At 34.5% G+C, this 13,818-nt stretch carries 7 protein-coding genes; 6 read left to right on the plus strand and 1 reads right to left on the minus strand.

Features of this window, described 5'->3' with window-relative positions; all coding sequences use genetic code 11:
- Positions 1-264 precede the first annotated feature (264 nt).
- From FLACOL7796_RS04815 to FLACOL7796_RS04835, 5 genes are all read left to right on the plus strand, one after another.
- Entirely contained in the window at positions 265-2,313 is a 2,049-nt protein-coding gene (locus tag FLACOL7796_RS04815) for an alpha-amylase family protein (RefSeq protein ID WP_173969697.1), read from the plus strand.
- A gap of 10 nt (positions 2,314-2,323) precedes the next feature.
- Positions 2,324-4,294: a sialate O-acetylesterase gene (locus FLACOL7796_RS04820; RefSeq protein WP_173969698.1), complete on the plus strand. Its 1,971-nt coding sequence runs from the start codon at positions 2,324-2,326 to the stop codon at positions 4,292-4,294.
- A gap of 18 nt (positions 4,295-4,312) precedes the next feature.
- Positions 4,313-6,517: an alpha-galactosidase gene (locus FLACOL7796_RS04825; RefSeq protein ID WP_173969699.1), complete on the plus strand. Its 2,205-nt coding sequence runs from the start codon at positions 4,313-4,315 to the stop codon at positions 6,515-6,517.
- Positions 6,518-6,579: 62 nt separating this feature from the next.
- Positions 6,580-7,596 (plus strand): GntR family transcriptional regulator, encoded by a 1,017-nt coding sequence (locus tag FLACOL7796_RS04830; protein ID WP_173969700.1) that lies wholly within the window; start codon positions 6,580-6,582, stop codon positions 7,594-7,596.
- 3 nt (positions 7,597-7,599) lie between these two features.
- The gene (locus FLACOL7796_RS04835) at positions 7,600-9,192 is read left to right on the plus strand and encodes a solute:sodium symporter family transporter (protein ID WP_173969701.1); all 1,593 of its coding nucleotides are present in this window, start codon (positions 7,600-7,602) and stop codon (positions 9,190-9,192) included.
- 433 nt (positions 9,193-9,625) lie between these two features.
- On the opposite strand, the gene FLACOL7796_RS04840 is transcribed toward FLACOL7796_RS04835, so the two are convergent.
- Positions 9,626-9,940: a GIY-YIG nuclease family protein gene (locus tag FLACOL7796_RS04840; RefSeq protein ID WP_173969702.1), complete on the minus strand. Its 315-nt coding sequence runs from the start codon at positions 9,938-9,940 to the stop codon at positions 9,626-9,628.
- An 828-nt stretch (positions 9,941-10,768) separates the two neighbouring features.
- Between FLACOL7796_RS04840 and FLACOL7796_RS04845 the strand changes: the two genes are divergently transcribed.
- Positions 10,769-13,795: a SusC/RagA family TonB-linked outer membrane protein gene (locus FLACOL7796_RS04845; protein WP_173969703.1), complete on the plus strand. Its 3,027-nt coding sequence runs from the start codon at positions 10,769-10,771 to the stop codon at positions 13,793-13,795.
- Positions 13,796-13,818: the final 23 nt, after the last annotated feature.

The following is a 13,818-nucleotide window of genomic DNA, read 5'->3' on the forward strand; positions in this document are numbered from 1 at the left end:
AACTTATATAGTGAAGCATTTTATAAATTCCTTTTATTCAAGGTAAAAATTATGAGCACCAACTTTAATATGAACTTATATAACTTATATGGTGAAATGTTTTTTATAAATCCCTTTTATTCAAGGTGTAAAATTGTGCGAAACAACTTTATTATGTAGTTATATTACTTATATGATAAAAAATTTCACACTCAAATATTGGTAAATTAATTTTAATTTGTATCATTGTAGTATAGAATAGTATAATAATCTAAAATTTATTTAATGAGACAGTATCCTTTCCTACTAAAAAACCTGTTTTTATCCGTTTTATTGGTTGCATTTTGTACGCCTGCTTTCGCCCAAAAAAGTATTAAAATGACTTTTGGTAAAAGTGGTGTTATTAATTATGATGCAAAGCAAAAAACAATTGCGGTAAGTCAGTCAGGTAAAATTATTTTTAGCGGAGCAAAAGCTTCAGTTATAGTTAATGGTAAAACAATTTCTGTAAATGATTATCCGGAAGCAGTTTTTGCAAAAGAAGCTATTAGCGATGATTTAGGTAAAGGTTTAAAATATACATTGACATATAAAGATAAAAGCAAAGCAACGCTAATCCAAAGTTTTTACATTTATAACAATCAGGACTATTTTATAACTCAATTGGAAATTTTAGGTAACGGACAGCAAATTGCGACCAATTATATTGCACCGTTAGATTTAGGAAAAATTGCTTTTGATAAAATAGAAAATCTACACACCGTTTTTGTTCCTTATGATAATGATGCTTTCATTAGTTATAATTCAAAAAAGTTAGATACCATTGCTCATAATAATAGTGCCGAAGTTGGTATCATATTCAATAATACATCCCGTAACGGTTTTATCGTAGGTTCGCTTGAACATACTATTTGGAAAAGTGCTGTAAAAACTATCAATCAAAATAAAGCAGCATCATTTTCTGCCTGGGCTGGATATTCAGAAAAAGAAAATACACGCGATAGTATTGCGCATGGTATTGTAAAAGGAGATAAAGTAGCTTCACCAAAATTCTTCGTGGGTTATTACTCAGACTGGAGAAACGGAATGGAGCAATATGCGAAAACCAATCGTATCGTAGAGAAACCTTATGTTTTTGCGTGGGACAAACCAACTCCGGTAGGCTGGAACAGTTGGGGAGTTTTGATGGAAAAAATCAATTTTGAGAATACTACCAAAGTAGCTGATTTCTTTGGAGACTCAGTTCCGGAATTTCGTGTTGGCAATACCGCTTATATCGATTTGGACTCGTTTTGGGACAATATGGTAAAAGGTGGTTTTACAGGAGACTTTAGTAAACTAAAAGAATTTGCAGATTATTGTAAAAAGAAAGGTTTAGAACCGGGAGCTTATTGGGCACCGTTTACAGATTGGGGCTGGAAAGACGGACCTAATCGCAAAGCCGAAGGAAGTGATTATACTTTTGGAGAAATGTGGACCAAAACCGGAAACACTTATTTTGATTTTGATGGTGCGCGTGCTATCGATCCTACACATCCGGGAACTTTAAAACGTGTTGATTATGTGATTAATAAACTAAAAGAATGCGGTTTTAAAATGATCAAAATTGACTTTTTAGGTCACGCTGCTGCGGAATCTACTTCTTTTTATGATCAAAATGTAACAACAGGAATGCAGGCTTATAAAGTAGGGATGGAACATTTAGTAAATGCTCTTGACGGAAAAATGCTAATTTATGCTGCGATTTCTCCAAATATGGCAACTTCCCGTTATGCGCACGTTCGTCGTATTGCCTGCGATGCCTGGAAAACAATCGAACAAACACAATATACCCTAAATAGTGTAAACTATGGTTGGTGGCAAACCTATTCATACGATTATATCGATGCAGACCACGTGGTTTTTGCCGATGTGACTGAAGGAGAAAACCGCGCAAGATTAATTTCATCTGTTATTACAGGAACCTTAATTACCGGAGACGATTACAGCAAAGACGGAATCTGGAGCAAACGTGCCAAAGAATGGTTACAGAATAAAGAACTACTTAAAATCGTAGAAAATGGTGTAGCATTTCGTCCGCTGGAAGGAAATACAGGAAAATTAACCACTGAAGTTTTCGAACAAAAAATAGGAAACAATTGGTACATCGCTGTTTTGAATTACAGTAATATGCCTAAAAATTATGCGCTTCCTTTACAAAGATTAGGCGTAAAAAATGGAAACTATAAATTGCAGGATGTTTTTACAGGTCAAAATAGCGAAGTAAAAAACAACAGTATAATTTTAAGTCTTGGTTCTAAAGATGCCCGTTTATTTAAAATTGTAAATCGTTAACTGAATGCTTATGAAAAAACAGTTTTTTAAGAAAACGATGCTAGTATTGACGTTATTTATGCTTTCGTCAAATGCGATAAATGCTGCAGTGTCGTTGCCTTCTTTCTTTACCGATAATATGGTACTGCAACAAAAAAGTGCCGTTCCGTTTTGGGGAGAAAGCGATGCAAAATCGGTTACGATTACAACTTCGTGGGATAAAAAAACATATACATCCAAAGTCGTAAACGGTAAATGGAATGTAGTTTTAAAAACGCCAGTTTATGGTGGTCCTTTTACCATTACTATAAATGACGGTGCTGTAAAAACGCTCAACAATATTTTAATTGGTGAAGTTTGGTTGTGTTCTGGACAAAGTAATATGGAAATGCCTCTTGAAGGCTGGGGAAAAATTGACAATTACAAAGAAGAAATCGCCAATGCCAATTATCCTCAAATACGATTATTACAGGCAGAACATATCGAGAGCACTTTACCATTAAGTACACTAAAAGTACAACACGATGGATGGAATGTTTGCAGTCCTAAAACCATTGCTGATTTTAGCGCAACGGCGTATTTTTTTGCCAGAAAAATTTATAAAGAAAAAAAGATTCCAATTGGGTTGATACATTCTTCCTGGGGAGGGACATTAATTGAAGCCTGGACAAGTTCCGGAGCGTTATCGACCATTCATGATTTTGATGCCCAAATTCAGGCCATGAAATCTGAGGTGGATGCCAATGCATTATTAAAAAAATATAATGCTGATATGGCGGTTTGGGAAAAGAAAGTATCAGATTCTGATAAAGGTTTTGGAGCAGGAAAAGCGATTTGGGCTGCTAGCAATTTTGATGATTCATCGTGGGAAACTATGAAATTGCCGTCGTTTTTTGATAGCAACGGACTAGGCAATTTTGATGGCATCGTCTGGTTTAGAAAAAAAGTAACTCTTACGGCAAACGATACAGATTTTACGCTAAGTTATTTTGCAGATGATGACGATATGATTTGGGTAAATGGCAATTATATTGGTGAAACCAAAGGATATAATGTAGAACGTCATTATACCATTCCGGCAAAGTTTCTTAAAAAAGGTGAAAACACCATAACCATAAGAGTTTTTGACGGTGCAGGAAATGGCGGTGTTTACGGAGATGAGAATTTCATTTTAAAATCAGCAAAACAATCTATTCCGTTAGCCGGAAATTGGAAATATAAAATTGGTGCAGATATCAAAGATTTGCCTGTAAGGCCGTATTTGGCTCAAGGCCAAAACAGACCAAGCGCCATATACAATGCAATGATTGCGCCATTGAGAGATTATAAAATAAAAGGAGTAATCTGGTATCAGGGAGAAAGCAACGCCGAGAGAGCCTATCAATACCAGACATTATTTCCATTATTGATAAACGATTGGAGAGATCAGTTTAAGGATAAAAATTTACCGTTTTTCTTTGTTCAGCTCGCCAATTACAAACAACAAAAACAAGAACCGGGAGATTCTGATTGGGCAGAGTTAAGAGAAGCTCAATTTAAAACCCTAAAAGTATCCAATACCGGAATGGCTGTTACAACAGATATTGGTAATGGAGAAGATATTCATCCCAAAAACAAACAAGATGTTGGTGGTCGTTTAGCCAATATTGCTTTGGCAAAGGTTTATAATGTCAAAATCGATTATTCGGGACCGTTGTATAAATCTTATACTATAAAAGGGAATACAGTTATTCTTGATTTTGATTTTAATAAAAACATAAAAGCCAGAGACGATACGCTTAAAGGATTTAGCATTGCAGGATCTGACCAGAAGTTTTATTGGGCAGAGGCTAAAATAGTAAATGGTAAAGTCGAAGTACATTCGGAAAAAGTACCAAATCCTGTGGCCGTTCGCTACAATTGGGCTGATAATCCTGACGGAAATTTAACCAATGCATCAGGTTTGCCTGCATCATCTTTTAGAACAGATGTTTGGGCAGGAATTACACAAGAAAAGAAATAGAAATAAAATATAATAAAAATGAAAAAACACATTACCAATTTAAGGCAATCTTTTGGGATCGCATTTTTTGTGCTGGCGAGTTATTGCAGCCCGGTTTCGGCGCAACAAATTATCTCAGTAAAAACAAAAAGTAATGCGCTTGTTTTGCAAGTTACTCCTGGAAAAGAGTTGAACACTATTTACTTAGGAGAAAAATTAGCCAATGATTTTGATTATGTAAAAATACAAGGTCAGTTCAAACAGGGAACAGATTATTCAGGAATTTACAATGCAGCATACACACCATCTGGTTCTAAAAACTTATTAGAACCTGCTATTGCAGTAACGCACGCTGATGGAAATACTTCGCTGGATTTATTATATGTAGATCATAAAACGACTACAGTAAGTACAGGAGTTTCTCAAACTGAAATTACCCTAAAAGACAATGTTTATCCAATTGAGGTTCATTTGTTTATTCAGTCTTACTATGATACGGATATTATCGAGCAATGGACAACGATTAAACATGCTGAAAAAGGAAATATTACTTTAAACAAATATGCTTCGGCTAATTTATACCTTAAAGGATATAACAATTTCTATTTGAATCAATACCACGGAGACTGGGCAAAAGAAATGCAACCTGAAGAAAGCAAATTAACTCACGGAATCAAAGTATTAGATACTAAATTAGGTTCACGTGCGAATTTGTTTCAGCCGTCAGTATTTATGGTTTCTTTAGACAAACCAGCTACAGAAGATGACGGAAAAGTGTTATTTGCAGGTTTAGAATGGTCAGGAAATTTCCGTACAGATTTAGAATTAGATCCGTTGAATAATCTTCGTGTTATTTCAGGTATTAATAATGCAGCGGCAGCTTATTCTTTAGCTAAAAATACTGTATTTACAACTCCAAAATTTTGGTATACTTTATCTTCTAAAGGAAAAGGACATGCAAGCCGTAATTTGCACGACTGGTCAAGAAATTATAAAATATTAGACGGAAAAGGAAGTCGTTTAACATTGCTAAACAACTGGGAAGCTACTTATTTTAATTTTGATGAAGACAAACTAAAAGTACTTATCGCTGATAGTAAAAAACTAGGTGTTGATATGTTCTTATTAGATGACGGATGGTTCGGAAACAATTTCCCTCGTAACAATGACGACGCAGCTCTTGGAGACTGGGACGTAAATAAAAAGAAATTACCAAATGGGATCGGAACTTTGGTAAAAACAGCCAAAGACAATCAGGTAAAATTCGGAATCTGGATTGAGCCGGAAATGGTAAACCCGGCGAGTGATTTATACAAAAAACACCCGGAATGGATTGTGAAACAACCAGGAAGAACGGAGCATTATTTCCGTAATCAATTGGTTTTAGATTTATCAAACCCTAAAGTTCAGGATTTTGTTTACGGAGTAGTAGACAATCTTTTTACAGAAAACCCGGAATTGGCATATATCAAATGGGATTGTAATGCAGTAATTTACAACGCCTATTCAAGCAATTTAAAAGACAAACAAAACAATTTCTATACAGATTACGTAACAGGATTGTATAAAGTTTTAGAGCGTATTCGTGTAAAATACCCTACAGTACCTATGATGCTTTGTTCTGGTGGTGGTGGTAGAGTAGATTATGCTGCAATGAAATACTTTACAGAATTCTGGCCAAGTGATAACACAGATCCTTTAGAAAGAGTGTATATGCAATGGGAATACTCGTATTTTTACCCAGCTTTAACAATCGCAGCTCACGTAACAGATTGGGGAAAACAACCTATAAAATACCGTACCGATGTTGCCATGATGGGAAGATTAGGTTTTGATATCGTGGTAAAAGATTTAAACGAGAAAGATTTGACTTTTGCGCAGCAAGCGATCAAAAATTATAATGCATTAAGCAACACAATCTGGCAAGGAGATCAATATCGTTTGCAAAATCCTTGGGGTAATGATGCGGCGTCTGTAATGTTTGTAAACAAAAGCGGAAACGAAGCAGTTGTATTTAGTTATTCTGTTAATTCAAGATACGAAGTAGGAACGCATCTTCCTATAAAATTAAAAGGATTACAAGCAGGGCAAAACTATAAAGTAGAAGAAATCAACGTATATCCGGATAAAAAGCCTGTGGTAGAAACTGCGACTTATTCTGGTGATTTTTTAATGCAGGTTGGTATCAACCCGAATGTAAATTCTACTAATACGAGCGTTGTTTTAAAAATTACAAAGGCCTAAATCTCAAACATTAGTATATATTTGTACTATCATTTCTAAATAAATACCTATTAAAACGTTTTATGAAGCAAATTATTCAGCAGATAAAAAATCTCGAATCTATAAATTCCTTCTCTAAACATGAACAATTGGTTCAGGGAATAATTAATGCCATCGATGAAAAAGTGGTTACAAAAGGAGATTTACTTCCATCTGTAAATACTTTTATAAGCGAGTTGGGTTTTGCGAGAGAAACCATTGCAAAAGCTTATAAAGAACTTGTGCACAGAGGAATTATCGAATCAAAAAACCGATTGGGTTATTTTGTTGCGACCAATGATGTAAAGCAAGAACTAAAAGTGGCACTGCTAATATTTGCATTTGATATTTTTCAGGAAACGTTTTATGAGAATTTCAGAAAAGGTCTTGGAAAGAACATTCAGCTCGATATCTTTTTTCACCACAATAATTTCGATACATTCGAAAGTATTGTTCAGAACATAAAAGGAAAATACGGCATGTTTGTGATTGCTCCAATTCCGAGTAAAAAAACACCGGCTGTTTTAAAACAATTGCCTACCAACAGGGTTTTGCTGGTAGACCGTTTTATAGAAACAGATGAAGATTATAATTATGTTGCACAAGAGTTTGGAGATTCGTCTTACAATGCTTTTGTGCAGCTTAAAGATAAAATTAAAAAATACGATGAGATTATTTTCTTCTTTAAACCCTCATCTGCAGAACCTGATGAAATTTTAAATTCATTTAAAAGATTCATGAAGGACTATGATATTAAGGGAGTTATAGAAGAAGAGTATGTATCCGGTTCTCTTGAAAAAGGAAAAGTATACTTCACGATTCACAATCTTGAACTTTGGGAAATGCTTAAAGATTCTAAAATCAAAGGGCTTAAAATTGGTACCGATATTGGTTTTATTTCGCACAATGATGATATCGTAAAAGAGATCATTTTTGATGGCGTTACCACTTTCTCAACTGATTTCTCTGAAATGGGAAAAAAAGCAGCTAATTTTGTTCTGAACCGTAAAAAAATTCAGGAGATTATTCCAACAGTTTTGGTCGACCGAAATTCGCTGTAGTTTATGAGTGTATTGTCTATTGTTAGTTTTTTGCTTATTACAGGTTTTATCGCCTTATTTTCAGCTTTAAAAACACGTAAAAAAAAGGTCCAAACTACAAATGGACTTTTTTTTGCAGATCATAACAACAATTTTTTTATAGTAGGAGGAGCATTGTTACTCAGTAATATAAGTGCGAATCAATTTATAGGCGAAAACGAATCCATATACACCAACAACATGAGCGTTATGGCATGGGGCGTAAGTTCTGTGTTTGCGATGTTGCTTGTGGCGGAGTTCTTTTTGCCTATTTATTTTCGTACCGGCGCCATGACAATTCCGGATTATCTGGGAAAACGCTATGATAATTCGACCAAACGATTGGTATCGATCGTATTTCTGTGCAGTTATGTCGTGAATCTTTTGCCAGCCGTTTTATATGGTGGCGCAGTAGCTCTTACCGGAATGTTCAATTTCTTATTGCCTTTACAATTAACCTATTGGCAAAACATCTGGATTATGGTTTGGGTGATTGGTCTGACAGGTTGTGCATATTCAGTTTTAGGAGGTTTACGCGCAATATCGATAAGTGATACTATTTTAAGCATCGGATTATTGACTATTGGGATTGCTTTTCCATATTTTGGGTTTAAATTTCTGGGCAACGGAGATTGGTTCAAAGGATTTCATATCCTGCTTTCTCAGCATACAGACCATCTCAATGCTATTGGAGGACCAAAAGACGAAATTCCGTTAAGCACCATTTTTACAGGAATGTTCATCATGAACCTGTATTATTGGGGAATGGAGCAGTTTATTGTTCAGCAGGCACTTTCGGCAAAAAGTTTATCGCACAGTCAAAAAGGGATGGGGTTGGCCTGTTTAGGAAAGCTTTTATGTCCGTTTATCATTAATATTCCCGGATTAGTTGGGGTACATTTGTATAATAATCTCGAAAACACCGCTGAGGTTTTTCCTCTCGTTGTCAAAGATACCTTGCCGGGTATCATGATTGGTTTAACGGCCGCAGTTGTTCTGGGCGCAGCAATAAGTACTTTTAATGCTGGTTTAAATAGTAGTAGTACGCTGTTTGTGCTTAACCTTTACAAACCGTGGTTAGAGAAAAGAAATAAAGAAATTACCGAGAAACACTTGGTTTACACAGGACGTAAATTTGAAATCATTGTTTCGGCTTTGGCCATGTTTTCGGCTCCGTTTATCATGTTTAGCAAAGCAGGTTTTTATACTTATTTGCAACAATTGGGCGGAATGTTTTGCGTGCCTATTTTTACCATTATTCTCGTTGGTTTTGTGTCTAAAAAAGTTCCGCCACAAGCCGCTAAAATCGGAATGATATTCTTTATTTTTAGTTACATCGTTTTTAATTATATACTCGATATCAAGCTGCATTATTTGCATATGCTGGCTTTGTTATTTGTTTTTACTACAATTTGCATGCTGGTTGTGGCTAAGTTGTATCCTAACTATCATTACACCGAAATCAAATTAGAGTCGGTTGAATTATCACCATGGAAAAACCGTTATTGGTATTTCGCTTTACTTTTGATGGGGATGATTAGCATTTTTGTGCTGTTCTCGAAATGGGGGATAGCTTAGGGGGAAGGGACTAAGAAACTAAGGGACTAAGGTTCTGAGAGACAAAGGGACATAGGTTTTAATATAGGGACGCACTTTTGGTGCGTCTTTTTTTTTGTTCAAAACCTCATTTTTCAAATTCTATTATAAAACTAAATCTTTTTTTCAGGAGCTAATCCCGCTATCCGTTCCAATCTTTTTATTTTTTAAAGAAAAAAATAAAAAGGATTTCCACTTCTATCGGGGCTAGGGGACTCGTTTTCATAATAATAATTCCGTGTAGTTTGTCATCCTGAGGAACGAAGGATCACACAAGAAGCTCGACAAACAAGCTCGACAAAGGATCTCGACAAAGATTAAGGATTCACTTTGCGGAATTACTAGTGTGATCCTTCGTTCAGTATGACAAGCTTGTGGTTATTTTACGTTAAATACTTTACAACAAACATAAAAGTTACTCAAAACAATGATTAAGAAATTCAAAGTTTGGATTAAAACTTTTTATCAATTCAATTTTTTTAACCCTTATCCATCCTTTTAATTCTTTTTCTCGGGCAATTGCTTCCTGGATCCAATTAAATTTTTCGTAATACACTAAGAATTTGATGTTGTACTTAGATACAAATGTCTTTTCGCCAGTTTCTATACTTTGTTTGTGTTGAGATAGTCTTTTTTTTAGATTATTCGTGACACCAATATAAAATGTAGATCGGTGTTTGTTAGTTAGAATATAGATATAATATACATGATACCCATTTTGATTTATCATACTTTTTTGTACGAATATAGCTATTTTAAATAGTGTTTTTTGAAATAAGTCACGCAATAAAGTAATCAATACTTTATGTCTAATATAACCCCAAAGTATTTGTCATCCTGAGGAACGAAGGATCACACAAGAAGCTCGACAAAGATTGTGGAGTTACTTTATGGAATTACTAGTGTGATCCTTCCTGCGTCAGGATGACAAGATTACTAAGAAACTCTGACTAAACTGTGACTAAAACTGAGACTGCGACTGCGACTGTAAAACTGCGCCCTCTTATCGGGATGGTGGCAGGCCCTAATATTTAAAAGTCTGTACTAAATAATGTAAATGTATTGATCTTAAAACTGCTTTTTATGTAAAAATACGTGGCTGTGTGTCTTTTTTACGCAAAGAAATTGAGGGTTAAAAGGGTTATTTTAAGACTATAAGGGCGATTTTTTTATAATGATTTTAGTAATAATTTTTTAGAAATTATGCTTTTTTTATGAAAATTGACAAAATGAAATTATGTAGTCTAAATCTTTGTAAAGTGGTTATTTTCTTTGTTAAAAAATATAATTGATAGTTTTTTGTGTGAGATTTCTCTATTTTATTGCTTTCTTTTTTTTCTTTTTCCTTTTTAAACGTAGTTATTTATGGTAAAGCCGAAATAAAAAGCGGAAAAAAATAACAAATTCTTAAAACATAAATTTGGATGTTATGAAAATATTTGTATGTTTGTATTGTTGTAGTATAGTATAGTATAAGTCAATTCGTTTTCTCATATTTTAAATGCTCAATATTCAAAAAAACCAACTCAATATTTTATTAACTAAAAACCAAATCATTATGAGAATCGCAATAAGATACTTATGCTTCTTAGTAGTTATGATGTCCGCCGGTACACTTTATTCCCAAACCATCACCGGTAAAGTTACAGATAATGAAAATTTACCTTTGCCTGGAGCTACTGTTGTAGTAAAGGGTACACAGACCTCGACTGTAACTGACATTGACGGAAGTTACAAATTAAGCAATGTAAAAACAGGAGCTATTTTAGAATTTAGTTTCATAGGATTTAATACTTTAAGTATTACGGCCAATAACCCGGTTGTAAATGCGTCTTTAAAACCAAGCTCTCAGGAACTAAATGAAGTGATAATAGTGGGAACTGTAATGAAAAAAGGAGATCTGACAGGAGCTGTAAGTAGTGTTTCTGGTGATAAACTTAGAGAAGTTCCTACGCCAAACGTAGTGCAGGCATTACAAGGGCGTGCCTCGGGTGTATATGTACAACAAAGTGCTGTACCTGGTCAGTCAGGTTCGATAAGAATTAGGGGGAATAATTCGCTAAACTTTGGCGGTAACCCAATATTTGTTATAGATGGCTTGGTTACTGATGGTAATTTTGAAAACATTAACCCTGACGATATTGCGAGTATGGAAGTTCTTAAAGATGCTTCGGCTACTGCATTATACGGTTCAAGAGCTGCAAATGGAGTAATTGTAATTACGACAAAAAAAGGTTCAAGATCAGGAGAAGCAAAAATACAGTATGATACATGGACTGGTGTTTCTGAATTTGCAAGAAATATTCCTTTGATGAATGGTCAGCAATTATTTGATCTAAGAGTTGATGCTTATGCGAATCGTTATATGGATGAAAATCCAGGTGCTGATCGTGCGGCTTATGTTAACCAAATTAAATCGAATGGTTCGACTGTATTTGCACCTTATGAATTAGAATCTTACAGAACAGGAAAAAGCTATAACTGGTTAGATCAGGTAACACGTTCAGGTTTTCAAAGCAATCATAACTTAAGTTTTAGCGGAGGAGGAGAAAAAGGAACTTATTTTGTGAGTTTTAATTATGTTGATCAGCAGGGACTTCTTAAAAATTCTGATTTTAAAAGATATAATGGAAAAATTAACCTTACGCAGGATTTAAAATCTTGGTTGCAGTTTGGTACTAATACTACTTTCTCAAGAAGTAAAACTGATTATCAGGAAGGTAGCGCTTTTGGTGTAGCATTGGGAGCAAATCCATTATTACCTATAGATTCTAAAGCTACGTATCTTAGATATGGTGAAGTGTTTGACCAGAATCTTTATAACCCGATAAGAAGTCTTGATATCATTAATTCAAGCACACGTAACAGACTTACAAGTAGTAATTTTTTAAGTGCGAAACCATTAAAAGGACTTGATATCAGAACTACTTTATCTGTAGATATTGCAGATCAGGCTAACTTTGATTATGTGCCAAGTTACACGGGACAATCGCTTAGAAATTCTATGAATGGTGAGGCTCATCACTATAGATATTCACAATTCAATTATCAGTGGGATAACACGGTAAGCTATAATAGAGTTTTTGCTGCAAAGCATGACGTAAGTGTTATGGGAGGATTCTCTGTATTGAGTAATTCTGGAAATAGTACTGATGTAAGAGCTCGTGGATTTGTAAGTGATGATTTGACTTATAAGGCATTATCTGGTGCATATCAAAAAGATAATGCGCAGTTAAGCTCGAATTTTACAGATTACTCCAACCAATCTTATTTTGGAAGAGTTAACTATACTTTTGATGGTAAATACAATATTACAGGTACAGTAAGAAGAGATGGTTCTTCTAAATTTGGTCCTAACAACAAATGGGGAACTTTTCCTTCAGTAGCAGGAAGTTGGGATATTGCTAAAGAAAATTTCCTTTCTGGATTTGAAAAATTAAATCAACTTAAATTCCGCGTAGGTTATGGTATAGTGGGTAATCAAAATGTAGATGCTTACAGATACTTTGCCTTATACAATGCACAAGTTAGTAATAATTCAGGGACTTATGTGTCTGATAATTATATTGATAACTTTAACTTGAGATGGGAAAAACAAAAGCAATTTAACGTTGGGTTAGATACTGGTTTCTTTCAAAACAGGTTAACTGCAAGTGCTAATTATTTCCATATAAACAACGATGACCTTTTGATGTTGCGTAATATGCCGGTTTCATCAGGATATAAATATAAACTGGATAATATTGGTAGTACAACGAATGAAGGTATAGAATTAGAAGTTAGAGGTGATATTATTAGAAACAAAGACTTTAAATGGAATGTTTCTGCTAACATATCATCAGCAAAAAATAAGGTTACAAAACTTTATGGAGATGCTACAGAAATATACAATTTAGGTGGTTACAGTAACAATGAGATCCAACGTACAGGGAACTTTTTCTTAGGCAAATCGGTAAACACAGTTTATGTGTTTGAATATGATGGTATAGCACAGCAGGGGGAAGACCTTACTAAAGTAAATTACGGAAGCAGAACTGTTCAGCCTGGGGATATTAAAATTAAAGACCGTAATGGAGATGGTGTAATAAACGATAAAGACAGATATGTAGTTGGCGATTTGAATCCTGACTATTATGGAGGTTTTTCTACAGATTTTAATTATAAAGGTTTTGCATTAAACGCAGTATTTTCTTATTCAATAGGAGGTAAAAGACCAAGTGGTACCTACGAAAGCTATATGAACTCAGGAGGTATGAGTGCAGCACATACAGATCTTTTAGATCGTTGGACGCCTACTAATACGAATACAGATGTGCCAAGAGCTTATTTTGGAGGAGGAAGATACAGTTTGGGTGAGACAGATAAGGCAATACAAGATGCTTCATTCTTAAGATTAAATGCACTTACATTCTCTTATACATTACAAGACAAGGTTGCAGAAAGTGTTTTCCTTAAAAATGTAAGGTTTTATGTAACGGGATCGAATCTATTTATTGTAACTAAATATAAAGGTTATGATCCTGAGGGAGGAGATTCTTATCCTATATCCAGAATGGTAGTTTTAGGATTAAATGTATCTCTTTAATCAAATTAATTTAAAAAATTATT

It is taken from the genome of Flavobacterium bizetiae, assembly GCF_902804475.1.
Classification (GTDB): Bacteria; Bacteroidota; Bacteroidia; order Flavobacteriales; family Flavobacteriaceae; genus Flavobacterium; species Flavobacterium bizetiae.